We start from the raw sequence: 20,204 nt of genomic DNA, 5'->3' as shown, positions 1-20,204 counted from the left end.
TTGTAATGACTTTTTTATTTAACTATCTTGTCACCTCAATGAGGGTATCAAAAAATCAACTTTTTAAGCGTCAAATTACTTTAACTGAAATTGGTGAAGAAGGGCAACAAAAATTACAAAACTCATCTGTTTTAGTAGTTGGTTGTGGTGGTTTAGGAAGTCCAATTGCAGTTTATTTAGCTTCAAGTGGAATTGGGAAAATTCATTTGGTAGATTTTGATACAGTTGATGTTTCAAACTTACACAGACAAGTTTTTTATTCTTTAAAAGATATTGATAAACCCAAAGCAGCAGTATTATCAGAATTTATAAAAGACAGAGCTCCTTTTACTGAGGTTAGTTTTACAAACAAACCAATAACAAAAGACAACGTTTTTAAATTGATTTCTAATTATGATATTGTTGTTGATGGTACAGATTCTTTGCCAACAAAATACTTGTTAAACGATGCTTGTGTACTTAAAAACAAGCCTTTGGTTTATGGTTCTTTATATAAATTTGATGGTTATGTAGCAACATTTAATGTCTTGCAAAATGATGGAACTTATTCATCTAATTTAAGAGATGCATTTCCAAAAATGGCAACAGATATACCAAATTGTGAAGAAGCAGGTACATTAAATTCAATTGTAGGCATTATTGCAACGCAACAAGTAAATGAAGTTTTAAAATTGATTACAGGTATAGGAAAGCCTTTAATAAATGAATTGTTAATTTATAATTCACTTCAGAATTCACAATTAAAAATGAAATTAAAAGCTTCTTTTTCTAATAAGAAAATTGAAGAACTTTTTCATACTCTAACTTATTTTGATGCTGCTTGTTCTACTCAAAACCCAGATTGGTTAATTACTTCAGATGAATTAAAAGAGCTTTTGTCACTTCAAAAACAATCTAAAAGTCTTGAAATAATTGCAGTTTTACCAAATTTAGATTTGCCTTTTAAAGTTGATAAAATAATTCCAATTCAAAAATTTGAAGCAAATAAACTAAGTATAGACTTTAATAAAACCTATGTTATGGTTTGTCAAAGAGGCTTAACTAGTTATAAAGCAACACAATTGTTGAAAGGTAAATACCCAGAATTAAAAGTAGCAAGTTTAATTGGTGGAGTTTCTTCTTATTAGTTATGAAAGGTAAAGTGTTTATTTATAGAGGTAAGCCACCTATAATTAGTAGAATTATTGCTTCTATTTTTTATGCATCATTTTTAACAGTAATTTTTCTATATATTAAAAATGTAATTTATTCAAATCCTTTAGGGTATTTTGGTAATATTTACACCACTTTAATGGTTGCATTACCATTATTTGTTGGAGGGTTTTCATTTTCGTTAACTTCTAGTCATGAATTTGATTTTGATAATAAAAAATATAGAGAATATATTAATATTGGAGCTTTCGGCTATGGATATTGGGAAGATTTTAATGAATTAAATCGTGTTTCAACTTTTGTAAATAGTAAAGGTTATTGTGAAGTTAACATAATAGATATTAAGAATAAAAAGTACAATACTTTGGCTTTTAAAAATATTGATGATGCTGTAGTTTATGGAAGAGATTTAGCCAAAAACTTAGAAATTAAATTTTTAGAGAGAAATTAAATAATGAAAAAACCTTTCAATTTTTATACTGAACAAAAGTCAAATTTAGAAAACCAAGCAGCTTCTTTAAAAAAGAAATCTGTAAACTTAAGTGTTTTTAGATTTGCTGTTTTTTTAACTACTTGTTTCTTAGTTTATCTAACATTTGGTACATACCCAGATGTATTTATCATTGCTTTTTTAGGTGTTGTTTTATTTGCATTTTTAGTGATAAAACACGTTAATTTACAAAGAAAAAGAGCAATTATTAATGCTAAAATTAAAATTAATAAAACCGAATTAGAGGTTTTAAATAGAAATTTTCATCAATTAGATTCAGGTAAAGAATTTATAAATCCAACTCATTATTATAGTAACGATATTGATTTATTTGGAGTTGGTTCTTTCTTTCAATACATCAACAGAACAGTAACTATAGATGGAAAAACTAATCTGTCAAAAATTCTTACAGAAAACAAAACTGACGCTATTTTAGAAAAACAAAATACTATAAAAGAATTGTCTAAAAAAGTTACTTGGAGACAACATTTTTCTGCTTTAGCAAGTTTGGTAACTACAAAAAATACATCAGGTTTTATTGTAGATTGGATTCATAATTATAAAACTGTATTGCCTAAAATTTTAGGAACCATTCAAATTGTGTTTTCTGTTATTTCATTAGTTTTAATAGGTTTGGTTTCTTTAGGAATTGTTTCATTTTCATATCTATTGATATGGTTTTTTATTGGACTTTTTATAACAGGAAGATTCTTAAAAAAGACAAATAATCTTTACACAGAAACCGATAAAATAAGAGAAACGTTTAAGCAATATCATATCCTCTTAAATGAAATAGAAAACGAGCAGTTTGTATCTAAAATATTAAAAGAAAAACAAGCAATAATCAACACAGAAAACAAAAAGGCTTCTTTAATATTTAAAGAATTTTCAAGATTTTTAGATGCTTTTGATCAAAGAAATAATGTAATTATTGCAGTTGTTGGTAATGGACTTTTTTTAACTGAAATTAGAACAGCAGTAAATGTAGAAAAATGGATTTCTAAATATAAACATACTGTAAAAAAATGGTTTTCTGTAGTTGCATTTTTTGATGCTCAAAACTCGTTAGCAAACTTTAATTTTAACCACACAAGTTTTGTTTTTCCTGTTTTAACACCAGAAAAAGAAATTATAAAAGCCACCAATTTAGGGCATCCACTTTTAGATGCAACTAAAAGAGTTGATAATAATTTTAACATTAATAAGGAGCAATTTTTTATAGTTACAGGAGCAAATATGGCAGGTAAAAGTACTTTTTTAAGAACCGTTTCTTTGTCTATTGTTATGGCCAATTGTGGTTTGCCTGTTTGTGCTAAAAACTTTCAATATTCGCCAATTAAGTTAATTACAAGTATGAGAACCACAGATTCTCTTACAGAAGATGAATCTTATTTTTATTCAGAATTAAAGCGTTTAAAATTTATTGTAGACCAAATTGAAACCAAAGATTATTTTATCATTTTAGATGAAATTTTAAAAGGAACCAATAGTAAAGACAAAGCTATTGGCTCAAAAAAGTTTGTAGAAAAACTAACAAAATCAAAGTCTACAGGTATCATTGCAACTCATGATGTTAGTTTATGCGAACTAGAAAACGAGTTTACAGACATTAAAAATTATTATTTTGATGCAGAAATTGTAGATGATGAACTGCATTTCGATTACACTTTAAAATCTGGAATTTGTAAAAACATGAATGCTTCATTTTTGTTGAAGAAAATGGAAATTGTTTAGAAGCTATTTCCTGCTTTCGCTACTCGCTTTTTTCGTTCCTCAAAAGAGCTCAAACAAACCGCTCAATCAGGGCTAAACTTGTTTGCTGGCTATTTTTTTTCAAGGTTTTTTTAATGATTTATTAGTTTTCTGAGTTCGATTAATTTATTTCTGTACTTCTAACATTTAATACACTTAATGTCTTTCCAATTGTAGAGATAGCGAAATAGAGGAATCTCTTTATTTAAAATTGTGTAATTTAGATTTCTCCACAAGGTCGAAATGACAAAATGTTGACTTTTAGTAAATTATAGGTAAAATAACAATTAAACTCAGGTTATTATTAGATTTCTCCATAAAGTCGAAATGACAAACTTTAGTTTCCAAACAAGTCTAGCCCTGATAGAGGCATTTGTTTGAGCTCTTTTTTACTGTCAGTTCGAGTAAATTTGTGAAGAATGAACAAATTTGTATCGAGAACAAAGTAAAAAAAGCGAGTGCCGAAAGCAGGAAATAGCTTCAAAAAAATAGCCTAAATTTTCTGTAAAATAGACAAAGCAGTTTTAACAGTATCAATTCTAATAAATGTAATTAATAAACGCAATCCAGATTTTGTTTGCTTTTCTTTCATTACACAACTTTTAGGATTCTGTTGTACGTATTTAAGCATTTTTGTAAACGCTTCTGTTTGATAAAATTCACTTTGCTGATTAGAAACAAAATACCCAATCATTCTTTTTTGTTTCAAAATAATTTTTTCTAAACCATGTTCTTTTGCCAACCATTTTATACGAACAGAATCTAATAAAACTTCTACTTGCGTAGGAATTTCGCCAAAACGATCTACAATTTCAGTCTCAAAAACTTGCAATTCATCTTCGGTTTTTAGAGTACTTAATTTATTATATAAAGCAAGTCTTTCTGTAATAGAATTGATATAATCATCAGGAAAAAGTATTTCGAAATCGGTATCAATTTGTACTTCTTTTACAAACTCTTTTGGTTTAGAATTGTCTGTAGGATAGAGTTCTTTAAACTCATTTTCTTTTAATTCTTCTATGGCTTCTTGTAATATTTTTTGATAAGTATCAAACCCAATATCATTAATAAATCCACTTTGTTCACCACCCAATAAATCACCTGCTCCACGAATTTCTAAATCTTTCATGGCAATGTTAATTCCGCTTCCTAAATCAGAAAATAAAACCAAAGCTTCAATACGTTTTCTGGCATCATCAGTCATCATATGATAAGGAGGTGTAATAAAATAACAAAATGCTTTTTTATTACTTCTACCAACTCTACCACGCATTTGGTGTAAATCTGATAATCCAAAATTATTGGCATTATTAATAAAAATGGTGTTGGCATTTGGGACATCCAATCCACTTTCTATAATGGTTGTAGATACCAAAACATCAAAATCTCCACTCATAAAACCGAGCATCAATTCTTCTAATTTTTTACCTTCCATTTGTCCATGACCAATTCCTATTTTTGCAGACGGAACCAATCTTTGTAACAAACCTGCTACTTCTTTTATGTTTTCTATTCTGTTATGAATAAAGAAAACTTGTCCACCTCTAGAAATTTCATAAGAAATTGCGTCTCTAATGGTTTCTTCAGAAAAACGAATAACATTACTTTCTATAGGATGTCTGTTTGGTGGAGGAGTTTTAATAACAGATAAATCTCTTGCAGCCATTAAGCTAAATTGCAAAGTTCTTGGAATTGGAGTAGCAGTTAAAGTTAATGTATCTACATTTTCTTTTAATGTTTTTAACTTGTCTTTTACAGCAACACCAAATTTTTGTTCTTCATCTATAATTAATAAACCTAAATCTTTAAACTGAATTCTTTTATTTGTTAATTGATGGGTTCCAATAATAATATCAACTTCACCTTTATTTACACCATCAATAGCATTTGTTTTTTGTTTTGCAGTTCTAAATCTGTTTAAATAATCAATCTTGATTGGAAAATTTTTTAAACGCTCAGAAAATGTTTTGTAATGTTGAAAAGCAAGAATTGTTGTAGGAACTAAAATTGCTACTTGCTTACCATTGTCAACAGCTTTAAAAGCTGCTCTTACAGCTACTTCAGTTTTACCAAAACCAACATCACCACAAACCAATCTGTCCATGGGTTGTTCTTTTTCCATATCAGTTTTTACATCTTGTGTTGCTGTAAATTGATCTGGAGTATCTTCATACATAAAACTACCTTCTAACTCATGTTGTATATGTGTATCTGGTCCAAAAGAAAATCCTTTTTGTAGTTTTCTTTTAGCATATAATTGAATTAAATTATAAACAATATGTTTAACTCTAGCTTTGGTTTTTTGTTTTACTTTTTTCCAAGCACCAGATCCTAATTTGTAAATTTTAGGCGCTTTACCATCTTTACCATTAAACTTAGAAATTTTATGTAATGAGTGAATACTTACATATAAAATGTCTCTTTCTCCATACACTAACTTAATGGCTTCTTGCTTTTTACCTTGAACATCAATTTTTTGCAAACCACCAAATTTTCCAATTCCATGGTCCATGTGTGTTACATAATCTCCAATTTCTAGTTTGTTTAATTCTTGAAGTGTAATGGCTTGCTTTTTAGCATATCCGTTTTTTAATCGGAATTTATGATAACGTTCAAAAATTTCATGATCTGTATAACAAACCAATTTCTGTTCTACATCTACAAACCCTTTATATAAAGGAAAAACAATAGTTTCATAATGAACTTCTTGTTCTGCATCGTCAAAAATATCGTGAAAACGTTTAGCTTGTTGATCGTTTGCGCAAAAGATATAATTGGTAAATTTTGCTTTATTGTATTCTTCTAAATTATCAATTAATAAATTGAATTGCTTGTTAAATGAAGGTTGTGGGTTTGTGTTAAAAGTTATTTCTGGTTTGCTTTCTAAATTTGAATTTCCAAAACTGATTAATGAAAAATCTTGCAGTTGATTTTTAATAAAGTTACCATCGCAAAATAATTCTGAAGGTTTTGCATGATTAATTTCTTTAGATAAATCGTTAAAAGCTTCTTCTGCTTTTTGGTAAAATTTATCGAGTTTTCCAGAAATTAAATCGATGTTTTTAGCAAAAACTACTGTTTTAGATGAAATGTATTTTAAGAAGCTTTCTCTGTTTTCTTGAAGCGCTTTGTTTTCTACATTTGGCATTATAGAAACTTTTTTCAGTTTCTCTTTAGATAATTGAGTTTCTACATCAAAAGTTCTAATGCTATCAATTTCATCGCCAAAAAACTCTATTCTATAAGGTTCATCATTAGAAAATGAAAATACATCTATAATTCCACCACGAACTGAAAAATCTCCAGGTTCTGTAACAAAATCAACTCTTTTAAATTTATATTCAAATAAAACTTCATTTACAAAATCGAGTGATAATTCTTCACCAACAGCAACTTTTAAAGTACTTTTTTCTAATTCTTTTTTTGTGACAACTTTTTCAAATAAAGCAGTTGGATAAGTAACAATTACTGCAGGTTTTTTTCTAGAATTTATTCTATTTAAAACTTCTGAACGTAATAAAACATTGGCATTGTCTGTTTCTTCTATTTGATAAGGTCTTCTGTAAGAACCTGGATAAAACAATACATTTTTATCGCCTAATAATTGTTCTAAATCATTTAAATAATAAGCAGCTTCTTCTTTGTCATTAAAAATTAAAAGATAAGGTTTATCTGCTTTTTTAAAAGTTTCTGAAATGACAAAAGACAACGAAGACCCAACCAAATTCGAAATATGAAATTGGTTTTTGTCTTGTTGAAGCTTTGTAATTATCTGCGAAACATTCGCAGATTTTTGATATTGATTTACAATGTTCTGCTTGCTCAACTGAGTAATATTTTATGCAAATGTAAATCTTAACAATTAAAAAAACACATAACTATTTTGTTTTCTTGTAGAATACAATATATTTGCCGTTAAACAGTTTTATAACTGTGAATTAAACCCCCTTATTGAAAATGAAAAATAAATACAATTATTTAGCAATATTTTTATTGTTAATTACTTCGTCTGTTTTTAGTCAAAATGCAGATAATAAATGGACTTTTGGTATAGATTTAGCCTCAGTTAAATATTCTGAAGCAGATGGAAAAGTTATAGGAGGTAGTTTTATAAATCAATCTCCAAGATTTTCTTTATCAAAATATATGTTTTCTAATATTACTTTTGTTGGAGCAATTTCTACTTCTATTGGCGATAGTCAAAAATATACAACTTTTGATGGATTAGCTAGGTATGATTTTGGTACTTCTCAAAACAATGTAGTTCCTTATGTATTTATAGGAGGAAGTTTTATTAAAGCAGAAGTGGTAACAACTCCAACAGCAAATTTTGGTGTAGGTAATACTTTTTGGTTCTCTGATAAATATGGATTAAATCTTCAGTTTATGTATAAGTATTCTCAAGATAAATTTCAGAGTCAAAAATCACATACAATGACTTCTATAGGTTTGGTTTATAGTTTTGGTTCTAGAACTCTGAATCCTAGACTTTGGAGTAGCTCTCACTAAAAAGCTTATTTTATAAATTGTAATAAATTTTTACTATTTATAAATCCAACCTTTTGAAATTCTATCTCAAAATTTTGATTCAGTTTTGTTATTGTAGGATAACTCACGTTATTTTTTATTGATGCTAATTCATTAGTCAATTCGTGTATACCTGTATTAATTCCTGAAGGTTTATAAGTAAAAGTTTTGTTTAAAAAAGTAATATCTTTTTTATTTTCAGCATTTAACTTTATAAAGTAAAATTTATCATTTAGATTTTTGATTACTTTTCTATCACTAAAAGTATTTTTATTCATTCCAAAACAAAATTTACACCAATCTGTATAAATATAAACCAAAATTGGTTTTGCGTTTTGTTTCTGTAAAATTTCTACTTCTTCAAAAGAAAATATTTTTAATATTTCTTTATCACTTTGAGACTGAACAGTAATGCAATAGAATAGTAAAACTACAAATATAATTTTTGTCATAATTAGAAGAGAGTATATCTTAATCCAATAAAAGCTCTAATACCTTGGTTTGAGGCATAAACATAACTAGGGTCAAAGGCCAATTCTGGATTTTTTTCTGTGTCTATACCAACATCAAAAGGATTTAGAGAATTGTTTATACTGTTTGCAGCTGGTGTAAAGTTTAAAAGGTTTTTTACACCTCCATACATTTCCCAACTATTTGTAAACTTTTTAGTTAATTGAATATTTTGAATGCTATACCAAGGAGAATTTTCTGCTCTGGTATCTTTTTCTCCTAATAAAGGTAAACGCATTGGACCATATACATTTCCTGTATAATCTAAAATTAAGTTGTTTTTAAATCTATATGAAATACTCCAAACTCCACTAAAACTTTCTGTAAGTAATTGTTTTGTTTTTATTTCATTTTCGGTAATTGAAACATCCATTAATGTTGCTCCTAAATTTATGGCCAATCCATTAGTATAGGTTATGTCTGTATTTAATGATATACCTTTAGAAACTGAATGTCCATTTAAATTTGCATATATAATTTTATTAGTATCTGTTTCATAATCAGGTAAAATTCTATTATTAAAATAAGTGTAAAAAGCACTTGCATCAAATGTGATAAATGCGTTTTCTGTATTTATTTTTTTTACATAATTAAGGTTTGTATTCCAAGAAGTTTCTGGTTGTAATTCTCCTTCAAATTCTACTTTTCTAGCACCTGTTAATGCTGCATGATCTTCAGTAAAAATATTTGCAACTCTAAAACCATTTCCAATACTAAATCTAAAAATATTTGACTTGTCTTTTGAATTCCATTTGTAATTTAATCTAGGAGAAAATATACTACCATGTAAACTATTATAATCCCATCTTGCTCCAATAAGTAATTTATTTTGTTTGTTAAGATGTATTTCATCTTGAAGAAAAATTCCTGGTAAATGAGTTATAGATGTTTTATTAGTAACACCATCTTCTTGTAGTGTAGCAAAGGTATTATCATCATAAAAAGTATATCTATAAGCAACACCTAAAAGTATATCGTGTTTTTCTTTTAATTGCTTATTGTAAACTAACTGACCAAAACCAATAAATTGTTCTGCATCATAAGCATCTGTTCCGTAAAATGAATCTTGATAATGCCCATTTGCACTAAATTGAAAATTAATATTTTCTGAGGTTGGTAATTGATAGGTTCCAAAAGTTTCCCATCTATTTGTATAAATACTTTCTCCGTATTTTACATTACCACCTCTATATTTTCTTTGCCAATCCATTTCACCTCCCCATCTATCTTCATACACGTATCTACCAGCAATTGTAAAAACCTTGTTGCTTTTTCTCTCAATATTTATTTTATTAAAGACAGATATTCTATTTTGAAGTGTTAAATCTGTAAAGCCATCGTTATTATTATCAATTCTATTTTGAAAGTTAAAGTAATTAATACCTAATAATCCTTGAGATTTTTGTGATAATTTATATTTTAAACCTAAATCTGTATTTACTTCACCCCAAGAACTTATATAAGAATCTGTTGTTAAAGCAGGTGAACTTGAAGGTTTTTTTGTGATAATATTTATGATGCCACCAACAGCTTCTGATCCATATAAAGTAGATGCAGGGCCTTTAACTACTTCAACTCTTTCTATTAAAGCTTGTGGTATTCCTGTTAAACCATATACTGTAGAAAGACCACTAACCAGGGGCATGCCATCAATTAAAACAAAAGTATAAGGACCTTCTAAGCCATTTATATGAATATCTCCAGTATTACAAACATTACAGTTTAACTGAGGTCTAATTCCATTAACATTTTGCAACGATTCAAAAATTGAAGGAGCAGGATTTTTCTTAAAAAAAGTCTTGCTATAAACTTCAACAGGAACAGGACTAGCTGTTTTTGTTACGGGTTTTAACGTTCCAGAAATAACAACTTCATCTAAAATGTTGCTCTCTTTTAAAGTAAAATTTCTGAATAATTTTTTATTATTAGAAAATTTTATTTTAACAGTTTTAGTTTTAAAACCTATGCTACTTATAACTAAAGTGTAATTTCCATTAGGAATATTTTTTAAACTATAATAACCGTTTTCATTAGAAGAGGTTCCTATTTTAGTTTTCTTCAAATAAATGTTTGCATAAGGTAATACTTCATTATCTGCTAAAATTTTTCCAGCAATGCTGTTATTTTGAGAATATAAATTTACACTGATTAAAAGTAGTAAGTATAAAGAGAATGATTTTTTCATTATAATATTTATAGTTAAATACACTTTAATTTTTATTTAGAATAAATAAGTTAAAAATATATTTCAGCAAAAATAATAAAATTTTTAGACTAACCTAAAAATATATTTTGAATCAAATAAAAAGGTAGTATATTTGTGTTATAAATAATATTTATGTTTACACTTTCTGAAGAAAATTATTTAAAAGCTATTTATCATTTAGAAATAGATACTGATAAAGGAATTAGTACAAATGCTATTGCTAAAAAGTTAATTACAAAGGCTTCATCTGTAACAGATATGATTAAGAAACTTTCTGAAAAGGAAGTAGTAGTTTATAAAAAGTATCAAGGAGTTAAATTAACCAATTTTGGAAAGAAAATAGCAGCTAACATTGTAAGAAAGCACAGACTTTGGGAGGTCTTTTTGGTTGAAAAACTTAATTTTTCATGGGATGAAGTACATGATGTTGCAGAACAATTAGAACATATAAAATCTCCAAAATTAATAGACCAGATAGATACTTTTTTAGGTTTTCCAACTCATGACCCTCATGGAGATCCAATACCTGATAAGGAAGGAAATATAAATACCATAGAAAAAAGCTTATTATCTACTTTGTTAAAAAATGAAAGTGGAATTTGTGTAGGAGTTAATGATTCATCTTCAGAGTTTTTAAAGTTCTTAGATAAAAAAGGAATAAAATTAGGGAAACAAATTACAGTTTTAGAAAAAGAAGATTTTGATGATTCTTTAACTATAAGAATAGATGATATAAAATTATCAATCTCAAATAAAATAGCAAACAATTTATATATAAAAAAGTCATGAGTACATTTGATCAACTAGTTGAGTTTGGAAAAGAACATCCAATTCAAGCAGCATTATATGCTTCCCTTTTTACTTGGGGTTTAACAGCAGCAGGAGCAGCTTTGGTTTTCTTTTTTAAGAAAGCAAATAGAGCAGTTTTAGATGGAATGTTAGGTTTTACAGGAGGAGTAATGGTAGCTGCAAGTTTTTGGAGTTTATTGGCACCTGCAATAGACAATAGTCCAGGAGAAGGTTTTGTAAAAGTTTTACCAGCTGCAATAGGTTTTGCTTTAGGAGCTTTGTCGCTTTTTGGAATGGATAAAATATTGCCTCATTTACACATTAACTTTAAAGAAAATGAAGCAGAAGGTGTTAAAACAGAATTGCACAGATCTACCTTGTTGGTTTTAGCAATTACATTACATAATATACCAGAAGGATTAGCAGTTGGTGTGTTGTTTGGTGCAGCTTCAACACTTGTTGGCGTAGAACAAACAGAAATGATTATTGCTGCAATTTCATTGGCAATTGGTATAGGAATTCAAAATTTTCCAGAAGGATTTGCTGTGGCAATGCCATTAAGAAGGCAAGGTGTTAGTAGGTTAAAGAGTTTTTGGTATGGACAATTATCTGCAGTTGTAGAACCAGTTGCAGCAGTTTTAGGTGCCTTAGCAGTTTCATTTTTTACTCCAATATTACCTTATGCTTTGGCTTTTGCAGCAGGTGCTATGATTTTTGTGGTTGTAGAAGAAGTAATACCAGAAACACAAAGAGATAAATATACAGATATTGCAACTCTTGGTTTTATAGGAGGCTTTATTGTAATGATGTCTTTAGATGTTGGTTTAGGATAAAAATCAAAAAAAATATAATTAAAAAGCCAAACAATTACTGTTTGGCTTTTTGTATTTTGCAGTAAAAATAGTTCTGTGCAAAAATCATCAACTTTTCAAGTTTACAATGCTTCTGCAGGAAGTGGTAAAACCTTTACATTAGTAAAAGAATATCTTAAAGTATTATTGAATACTGAAGATGTTTTTTCTTTTCAGAAAATCTTAGCAATCACGTTTACAAACAAGGCTGCTGGAGAAATGAAAGAACGTGTTTTAAGTAATCTAGAAGATTTTGCAATAGGAAAAGAAAATGATTTATTTAAAATTATAATTAAAGAAATAGAAGTAGAAAAATCTGTAATTCAACAAAGAAGTAAGAAAATTTTAGAAGCTGTTTTACAAAATTATTCTGCCTTTTCAATAACTACTATAGATAGTTTTACTCACAAAATAATAAAGAATTTTGCTTTTGATTTAGGCTTGTCACTAAATTTTGAGGTAGAAATGGATGCTGTTTCTCTTTTAAATGAAGCTGTAGATGTCTTAATTTCAAAAATTGGAACTGATAAAAAATTAACCAATCTATTAATTGATTATTCTTTAGATAAAACCGATGATGATAAATCGTGGGATATTTCTAGAGATTTAAGTGAGTTTTCTAGAATATTGTTAAATGAAGATGATGTAAAACATTTTAGAAGTTTAGCTGATAAAAAAATGGATGATTTTACAGATTTAAAATCTAAATTATTTCAGCAACAAAAAGAATTAAAACAATCATTAATTAAAATTGGTAAAGATTGTTTAGATCTTATAGAAAGTAATGATTTGGTTCAGAAAGATTTTATGCGTGGAACCATACCTAAGTTCTTTTTAGATTTAAGTAAAAAATCTGTAAATATAGATTTTATAAAACGTAGTGAAACTATAAAAAAGGCTATAGAAAATAATCAGTATTATTCTAAATCTACTACAGATGCAATTGCATCGTCAATAGATAATATTGTACCAGTTATTATTCATTATTTTAAAGAATCTGAGCTTGTTTATCAACAATTTTCAATGAATAAATTGGCTTTAAAGAGTATTATTCCTTTAGCGGTTTTAAATAATATAAATTCTGAGTTAGAAGCAATAAAAGAAGATAATAATATTAGGTTAAATGCAGAGTTTAATCAGCTAATTTCTGATAATATAAAAGACCAACCAGCGCCATTTATTTATGAGAGAATAGGGCAGCGTTTTCAGAATTATTTTATTGATGAAATGCAAGATACTTCTGTATTGCAGTGGCAAAATTTAATTCCTTTAATAGATAATGCACTTGCACAAGAAAATAGTAATTTATTAATAGTTGGAGATGGAAAACAGGCTATTTACAGATGGCGTGGAGGAAAAGCGGAACAGTTTATTAATATAGGTTCAGACAAAGAAAACCCTTTTCATATAAATAAAGAGATAAAAAATTTAGATACAAATTATAGAAGTTTTTCAGAAATCATAAATTTTAATAATTCTTTTTTTCAACACACTTCTAATTTTCTTCAAAATAATTCTTATAAAAATCTGTTTTTAGAAGGAAATAAACAGTTAGAAAACTCTAAAAAAGGAGGTTATGTTTCTTTAAGTTTTTTAGATAAGGAACAAGATAAAGAACTAGATAGAATTAAATATCAACAAAAAGTTTTAGAAAAAATAAATAAGTTAAAAGATAGTTTTTCTTTAAATGAAATATGTGTTTTAACTAGAACAAGAAAAGATGGTGTTGCAGTAGCAAATTATTTATCTGAAAACGATATAAATATTGTTTCGTCTGAAACATTATTATTAAAAAATAGCGCTAAAGTTTCTTTTGTTATAGATTTATTAAAGGTGTTGCATAACCCAAGTGATGAAGAAATACGTTTTGATATGTTGTATTTTTTGTATAATCACTTAAAAATTGCAAAACCAAAACACAATTTTTTTAATGAGCTTGTAAAAGCAGATAATAATGTAATTTTTGAAAGCCTAAATAAGTATGGAATATCATTTGATATTTTAGAATTTTACGAACTTCCTTTTTATGAAAAAATAGAGTACATAATTAGAGGTTTCCATTTGGTAAATTCGTCTGATGCTTATATTCAATTTTTCTTAGATATTGTTTTAGAACAGCAAAGAAAAGCTACAGATATTGCTGATTTTTTAGAGTTTTGGGAATTAAAAAAAGATAGATTAAGTATTGTAGCTCCAGAAAGTTCAAGTGCAGTTCAGGTAATGACCATTCATAAATCTAAAGGGCTTGAGTTTCCTGTTGTTATTTTTCCTTGTGATGTAGATGTATATAGGCAAATAAAACCAAAATCTTGGTTAAATAAATTACCAGAATCTTATAATGGCTTTAATGAATTATTAGTAGATTATAATAAAAGTTTGAGTATTGTTAGTGAACGAGGACTCGAGATTTACAATAATCAAAGAGAAGAGTTAGAATTAGATAATTTTAATTTATTGTATGTTACTTTAACTAGAGCAGTAGAACAGTTGCATATAATTACTGAGAAAAAAATATCACCAAAAGGAGAAGAAAATACTAATTTCTATTCAGGAGTTTTTATAAATTATTTAAAGCAAATAAATCTTTGGCAAGATTCTCTTTTAGAATATACTTTTGGTGATGAACAAAGGGTTAGCAGAAAAGAAAATGTTGATTCTGTTGGAGAAGTACATGAAAAATTTATTTCAACTCCTTGGAAACAACATAATATTGTTTTGTTAGCAGGTGCTTCTAAATTGTGGAATACAGGTCAAGGTGATGCTATTGATTTTGGAAACTTGCTTCATGAAATTTTTGGAAAAATAAAAACAATGAAAGATGTTAGTTTTGTAATTGATCAATATGCTCAAAATGGTATTATAAATAATGAACAAGTTAAATCAATAAATGAAGCTATTTTAAAAATTGTCAATCATAAAGAATTAGCTCATTACTACTCAAATAATATAATTGTGTTTAATGAAAGAGAAATTGTAGATGTAGATAATCAAACTATAATTCCAGATAGATTGGTTTTTAGTACTAAAAACAATGTTGTTATCATAGATTATAAGACAGGAAATCCCTCAAAAGAACATCATCAACAACTTTTAAAGTATGAAAGGGTATTAAAATCAATGGGCTTTAATGTTGAAAAAAAAATACTTATATATATTAATAATGATATTAATATTGTTGAAGTGAATTTTTAAAAATGAAAATTTTAGGTGTTTAATTGCTATTTAGAATTATTAAAAAATGAAGTTTTTTAAATATTTTGTACATTTGTCTTTGTAAATACGTTTTAAGGGGTTACTTTTGCGTATAATAATAACGAACTTTTAATTTAAAAATTTGATAATGAAACGATTAAAATTAGCTGTGATAGCTTTGTTTACGTTGGTAACAGTTGGTAACGTAAACGCACAAGATGAAAATAACCCATGGGCTGTTGGTTTTGGTGTAAATACTGTAGACTTTATTCATCATGATATAACTACTGGAGAACATTATAAAGATTTATTTGGAAATACAGATTGGAATATTTTGCCTTCAATTTCAAGAATTTCTGTAGGGAAATATTTAGACAAAGGTTTTACCTTACAATTAGCCGGTTCAATTAATAAGATTGAAACTTTTTTATCAGAAAATGATTCTGACTTTTTATATTATTCAGGTGATTTATCTGTATTATATGACTTAAATAACTTAATAGGAGATACTTCTCAGTGGTTTGACCCTTATGTTCATTTAGGAGGGAGTTATGTAAATGCTGATTCTAATGGTGAAGGAATGCTAACTGGAGGAGCTGGTTTTAATACTTGGTTTAACAATAATGTAGGTTTAAACTTTCATACAGGATTTAAGCATGCTTTCAGCGAAAATGTTCAAAATCATTGGCAACATTCTTTAGGTTTAGTTATTAAATTTGGAGGAAAAGACACTGATGGTGATGGTGTATATGACAAAGAAGATGCTTGTCCAGAAGTTGCAGGTTTAAAAGAATTTAACGGATGTCCTGATGCTGATGGAGATGGTGTTAAAGATTCTGATGATGCTTGTCCTAACGTTGCTGGTTTAGCTGCAATGAATGGTTGTCCTGATTCTGATGGAGATGGTGTAGCTGATAAAGATGATATGTGTCCTAACTCAAAAGGAACTAAAGCTAACAAAGGTTGTCCTGATTCTGATGGAGATGGTGTTGTAGATAAAGATGATAAATGTGCTTCTGTTGCTGGTCCAGCTGCAAATGCAGGTTGTCCTTGGCCAGATACTGATGGTGATGGTGTATTAGATAAAGATGACAAATGTCCTACAGTTGCAGGTGTTGCTTCTGAAGGTGGATGTCCTGAAAAAGTAATTACTAAAGAAGCTATTGAAGTATTAAACTTTACAGCTAAATCAATTTTATTTAATACAGGTAGATCTTCTTTTAAACCAGGAGTTACTAAGCAATTAAATGCAATTGTTGATATTATGAACAAAAATGCAAAAGCAACTTTTGCTATTGAAGGTCATACTGATAGTAGTGGAGGAGATGCAATTAATCAAAGAATTTCTGAAAAAAGAGCTAACGCTGTTAAAAACTATTTAGTTAAGAAAGGTGTTGATGCAAGTAGATTAGAAGCTAACGGATATGGTGAAACTAAACCAGTAGATTCTAACAAAACTAGAGCAGGAAGAGCTAATAACAGAAGAGTTGAGATTAAAGTTACAAACTAATTTCTTACTTTTATAATATTCAAAAGCCTCATCATATTGATGAGGCTTTTTTTTATATCCTTAAATTAAAGTTTTTAAGTAAAAAATCTTTTTTATTTCCAATCAAAAAAATTACCTTTGCCTCCTGAAAATGAGAGTGAAGTCTCTTAAAAATAATAATAACTTTAATTAGATACAAAATGTCTACAATAACAGGTAAAGTTTCACAAATTATTGGACCAGTAATTGATGTTGAATTCAATACAGAAAACGAACTTCCTAAGATCTACGATTCTTTAGAAATAAAAAAAGCTGATGGTTCTATATTAGTTTTAGAAGTACAACAGCATATTGGTGAAGATACAGTTAGAACTATTTCTATGGATGCTACTGATGGATTAAGCAGAGGAACAGAGGTTGTTGCTACTGGAAATCCAATTCAAATGCCAATAGGAAATGATATTTACGGTCGTTTATTTAATGTAACTGGAGATGCAATTGACGGTTTAGGTGATTTAAAGAAAGAAGGTAAAGATGGTTTGCCAATTCATAGATCTGCACCAAAATTTGAAGATTTATCAGTATCTACTGAAGTTTTATTTACAGGAATTAAAGTAATTGATTTAATTGAGCCATATGCAAAAGGTGGTAAAATTGGATTATTTGGAGGAGCAGGAGTAGGTAAAACTGTACTTATTCAAGAGTTAATTAACAACATTGCAAAAGGACATGGTGGTTTATCTGTGTTTGCAGGTGTTGGTGAAAGAACTCGTGAAGGAAATGATTTACTTAGAGAAATGTTAGAGTCTGGAATTATCAAATATGGTGATGACTTTATGCATTCTATGGAAGAAGGAGGATGGGATTTATCTAAAGTTGATAAATCTGGAATGAAAGATTCTAAAGCAACTTTCGTATTTGGACAAATGAATGAGCCACCTGGAGCACGTGCACGTGTTGCATTATCTGGTTTAACAATTGCAGAATACTTTAGAGATGGAGCAGGAGAAGCACAAGGAAAAGATGTACTTTTCTTCGTAGATAATATATTTAGATTTACTCAAGCAGGTTCTGAGGTATCAGCACTTTTAGGACGTATGCCATCAGCAGTAGGTTACCAACCAACATTAGCTACAGAAATGGGAGCAATGCAAGAGCGTATTACTTCTACTAAGAAAGGTTCTATTACATCTGTACAAGCAGTATATGTACCTGCAGATGATTTAACGGATCCAGCACCAGCAACAACGTTTGCTCACTTAGATGCTACAACTGTATTATCTCGTAAAATTGCAGAATTAGGTATTTATCCTGCAGTAGATCCCTTAGATTCTACTTCTAGAATTTTAACTGCCGATATTTTAGGTGATGAGCACTATGATTGTGCACAAAGAGTTAAAGAGATTTTACAACGTTATAAAGAATTACAAGATATTATCGCAATTTTAGGTATGGAAGAATTATCTGAAGAAGATAAATTAGTAGTTCACAGAGCAAGACGTGTACAACGTTTCTTATCTCAACCTTTCCACGTAGCTGAACAATTTACTGGTATACCAGGAGTTTTAGTTGATATTAAAGATACTATTAAAGGATTTAATATGATTATGGATGGTGAGTTAGATAAATATCCAGAAGCAGCATTTAACTTAAGAGGATCAATTCAGGATGCAATTGATGCTGGAGAGAAAATGTTAGCAGAAGCATAGTAATTTTTTAAATTATAAATATGTATTTAGAAATTGTAACACCAGAAGCTATTTTATTTTCATCAGAAATTGACTCAATGTCAGTTCCAGGTGTAAATGGAGAGTTTCAAATGCTAAATAATCACGCACCAGTAGTTTCTAATTTAAAAGAAGGAACAATAAAAATTCATATTCACAATCAAACTAATATACAATTAGATGATTTGAATGGAAAATTGGTTCCAGATACTACAGATGATAAAATTTTAACTTTAGTTATTAATTCTGGTACATTAGAATTAAATGATAACAAAGCTATTATTTTAGCTGATTAAGTTTATAAAATTTATATTCAAAAGCCTCAAAGTATATTTACTTTGAGGCTTTTTTGTATAAAAAAAACACCTTAAAGTTATAAGATGTTTTTAAGCAATTTCCCCTTATTAGTGTATTTTTACATACTTCTTAATACAATACAAATTTTTAAATTTTATTGTTTTTATACAAGAGTGATTTACTTCTATTTTTATAGGGGGAAAACCCCTTTTTTATTTAGGTATATGTATTGAATACTTCATTTGTAGTGTTGTAACTAAATGTATAACAAGTGTTTGTGGTGTTTTTTTATTTGTGTTTATAATTGAGTAAATTAAATTTGTATTTTTATAAAAATTAATCAAACCAATTTTTATGAAACCAAATCAAAAAATAGTATTATTACTACTAATGTTATCTTTTATCTTTTCTAATTGTAAATCAGACTGTAATCATGTTAGTAAAGAAATTAATAACTCAAGACCAGCACAAGCAATAACTTATAATGAAATGGCAAGTATGTTTAATACATATGATAAAGGTCAAAAAATAGTATTAGATAAGTATAGAGCAAAACTTACAAATGGTAAAGATTCTATAGAAAGTTTATCTCATTTTTATAATTTAGAAGACTTAAAACAATATATAGCATATTTAGAAAAATTATCAAATGATAAAGATATAAAGCTTACTGGTTTAAGAATATTTTCTGCTGCTTATCCAATAGATTATAAACAAACTGATTTAAGAGGAAGAGAAACTTTAATTTTTATGCCAACTGCAAAAATTGGTAATAAAAATGATGTTGCTTTTGAACCTTTATATTCTGAAAAAGGACAACCTATACCGTTTACAAAATTTTTAAATAAATTTAGTAGTGATGAAACTAAAAAGGTTTCTAGAGCTTCATTTGTGCCATTTACGAGTATACAAACTAATTTGTTGCCTAGTTCTGGTGCAAATAAATTAGAACCTTCTCCTCCTCATTAATATGTTTATTAAACTAATTTATACATTATATTTTATCTCAACATTAATTTATATCAAATGTTTTTTTAAAAAAACATTTGATATAAATTTAAAATATTTTTCTGCATATTTATTTTTTATGTTATTGTTTGAGGGAATTGCATATTACTTTAATCATGTTTTAAAGTTTAGTAGTCTTCCTGTATATAATATACTCACTTTCTTTGAATTTAATTGTCTTTTATTTTTCATAAGAGAAATTTTACCTTTTAAA

General features: G+C 27.9%; 14 protein-coding genes. 11 read left to right on the top strand and 3 right to left on the bottom strand.

The window, feature by feature from the left end; all coding sequences use genetic code 11:
* The first annotated feature begins 38 nt into the window (after window positions 1–38).
* Genes MPF13_RS00275 through MPF13_RS00265 form a run of 3 tightly spaced genes read left to right on the top strand, consistent with a single transcriptional unit; the run spans window position 39 to window position 3,376 of the window.
* Complete coding sequence (locus MPF13_RS00275) at window positions 39–1,127, top strand: HesA/MoeB/ThiF family protein (protein WP_249980220.1); 1,089 nt, start codon at window positions 39–41, stop codon at window positions 1,125–1,127.
* Between the two features lie 2 nt (window positions 1,128–1,129).
* A complete protein-coding gene (locus MPF13_RS00270) occupies window positions 1,130–1,603 on the top strand; it encodes a hypothetical protein (protein ID WP_249980219.1) in 474 nt (157 codons plus the stop codon).
* 3 nt (window positions 1,604–1,606) lie between these two features.
* Window positions 1,607–3,376, top strand: coding sequence for a MutS-related protein (locus MPF13_RS00265; protein ID WP_249980218.1), 1,770 nt, complete (start codon window positions 1,607–1,609; stop codon window positions 3,374–3,376).
* A 511-nt stretch (window positions 3,377–3,887) separates the two neighbouring features.
* On the opposite strand, the gene mfd is transcribed toward MPF13_RS00265, so the two are convergent.
* On the bottom strand, window positions 3,888–7,220 hold the full coding sequence (mfd, locus tag MPF13_RS00260; protein ID WP_249980217.1) for a transcription-repair coupling factor: 3,333 nt from the start codon (window positions 7,218–7,220) through the stop codon (window positions 3,888–3,890).
* Between the two features lie 131 nt (window positions 7,221–7,351).
* Between mfd and MPF13_RS00255 the strand changes: the two genes are divergently transcribed.
* Window positions 7,352–7,903, top strand: coding sequence for a hypothetical protein (locus MPF13_RS00255; protein ID WP_249980216.1), 552 nt, complete (start codon window positions 7,352–7,354; stop codon window positions 7,901–7,903).
* Window positions 7,904–7,908: 5 nt separating this feature from the next.
* Here MPF13_RS00255 and MPF13_RS00250 read toward each other — a convergent pair whose 3' ends face one another.
* Entirely contained in the window at window positions 7,909–8,373 is a 465-nt protein-coding gene (locus MPF13_RS00250; protein WP_249980215.1) for a thioredoxin family protein, read from the bottom strand.
* Between the two features lie 2 nt (window positions 8,374–8,375).
* Window positions 8,376–10,616: a TonB-dependent receptor gene (locus MPF13_RS00245; protein WP_249980214.1), complete on the bottom strand. Its 2,241-nt coding sequence runs from the start codon at window positions 10,614–10,616 to the stop codon at window positions 8,376–8,378.
* Window positions 10,617–10,769: 153 nt separating this feature from the next.
* On the opposite strand from MPF13_RS00245, the gene MPF13_RS00240 reads away from it, so the two are divergent.
* The 7 genes from MPF13_RS00240 to MPF13_RS00210 all read left to right on the top strand — a co-directional run bounded on the left by MPF13_RS00240 (window position 10,770) and on the right by MPF13_RS00210 (window position 19,951).
* Entirely contained in the window at window positions 10,770–11,426 is a 657-nt protein-coding gene (locus MPF13_RS00240; RefSeq protein ID WP_249980213.1) for a metal-dependent transcriptional regulator, read from the top strand.
* Window positions 11,423–12,259, top strand: a complete 837-nt coding sequence (locus MPF13_RS00235) for a ZIP family metal transporter (protein WP_249980212.1) — start codon at window positions 11,423–11,425, stop codon at window positions 12,257–12,259. Before MPF13_RS00240 ends, MPF13_RS00235 begins: the two co-directional genes overlap by 4 nt.
* A gap of 75 nt (window positions 12,260–12,334) precedes the next feature.
* Window positions 12,335–15,469 carry a UvrD-helicase domain-containing protein gene (locus MPF13_RS15630; protein ID WP_249980211.1) on the top strand — a complete coding sequence of 1,045 codons (3,135 nt, stop codon included), beginning with the start codon at window positions 12,335–12,337 and terminating at the stop codon, window positions 15,467–15,469.
* A 148-nt stretch (window positions 15,470–15,617) separates the two neighbouring features.
* Window positions 15,618–16,979, top strand: coding sequence for an OmpA family protein (locus tag MPF13_RS00225; protein WP_249980210.1), 1,362 nt, complete (start codon window positions 15,618–15,620; stop codon window positions 16,977–16,979).
* 179 nt (window positions 16,980–17,158) lie between these two features.
* Window positions 17,159–18,667, top strand: coding sequence for a F0F1 ATP synthase subunit beta (gene atpD, locus MPF13_RS00220; protein WP_249980209.1), 1,509 nt, complete (start codon window positions 17,159–17,161; stop codon window positions 18,665–18,667).
* 20 nt (window positions 18,668–18,687) lie between these two features.
* On the top strand, window positions 18,688–18,981 hold the full coding sequence (locus MPF13_RS00215; RefSeq protein WP_249980208.1) for a FoF1 ATP synthase subunit delta/epsilon: 294 nt from the start codon (window positions 18,688–18,690) through the stop codon (window positions 18,979–18,981).
* Window positions 18,982–19,336: 355 nt separating this feature from the next.
* Entirely contained in the window at window positions 19,337–19,951 is a 615-nt protein-coding gene (locus MPF13_RS00210; RefSeq protein WP_249980207.1) for a hypothetical protein, read from the top strand.
* Window positions 19,952–20,204: the final 253 nt, after the last annotated feature.

The sequence above is a fragment of the Polaribacter sp. Z022 genome (genome assembly GCF_023555495.1).
GTDB lineage: Bacteria > Bacteroidota > Bacteroidia > Flavobacteriales > Flavobacteriaceae > Polaribacter.
Note: the sequence above shows the minus strand (reverse complement) of the source record. Positions and strands in the feature narration are given on the sequence as shown.

Excerpts from the sequence above, each read along its gene's own strand:
- MPF13_RS00245 (WP_249980214.1), bottom strand. The coding sequence starts at position 10,616 with ATGAAAAAATCATTCTCTTTATACTTACTACTTTTAATCAGTGTAAAT.
- MPF13_RS00265 (WP_249980218.1), top strand. The coding sequence starts at position 1,607 with ATGAAAAAACCTTTCAATTTTTATACTGAACAAAAGTCAAATTTAGAA.
- MPF13_RS00240 (WP_249980213.1), top strand. The coding sequence starts at position 10,770 with ATGTTTACACTTTCTGAAGAAAATTATTTAAAAGCTATTTATCATTTA.
- MPF13_RS00235 (WP_249980212.1), top strand. The coding sequence starts at position 11,423 with ATGAGTACATTTGATCAACTAGTTGAGTTTGGAAAAGAACATCCAATT.
- atpD (WP_249980209.1), top strand. The coding sequence starts at position 17,159 with ATGTCTACAATAACAGGTAAAGTTTCACAAATTATTGGACCAGTAATT.
- MPF13_RS00250 (WP_249980215.1), bottom strand. The coding sequence starts at position 8,373 with ATGACAAAAATTATATTTGTAGTTTTACTATTCTATTGCATTACTGTT.
- MPF13_RS00255 (WP_249980216.1), top strand. The coding sequence starts at position 7,352 with ATGAAAAATAAATACAATTATTTAGCAATATTTTTATTGTTAATTACT.
- MPF13_RS00275 (WP_249980220.1), top strand. The coding sequence starts at position 39 with ATGAGGGTATCAAAAAATCAACTTTTTAAGCGTCAAATTACTTTAACT.
- MPF13_RS00270 (WP_249980219.1), top strand. The coding sequence starts at position 1,130 with ATGAAAGGTAAAGTGTTTATTTATAGAGGTAAGCCACCTATAATTAGT.
- MPF13_RS00225 (WP_249980210.1), top strand. The coding sequence starts at position 15,618 with ATGAAACGATTAAAATTAGCTGTGATAGCTTTGTTTACGTTGGTAACA.
- MPF13_RS00215 (WP_249980208.1), top strand. The coding sequence starts at position 18,688 with ATGTATTTAGAAATTGTAACACCAGAAGCTATTTTATTTTCATCAGAA.
- MPF13_RS00210 (WP_249980207.1), top strand. The coding sequence starts at position 19,337 with ATGAAACCAAATCAAAAAATAGTATTATTACTACTAATGTTATCTTTT.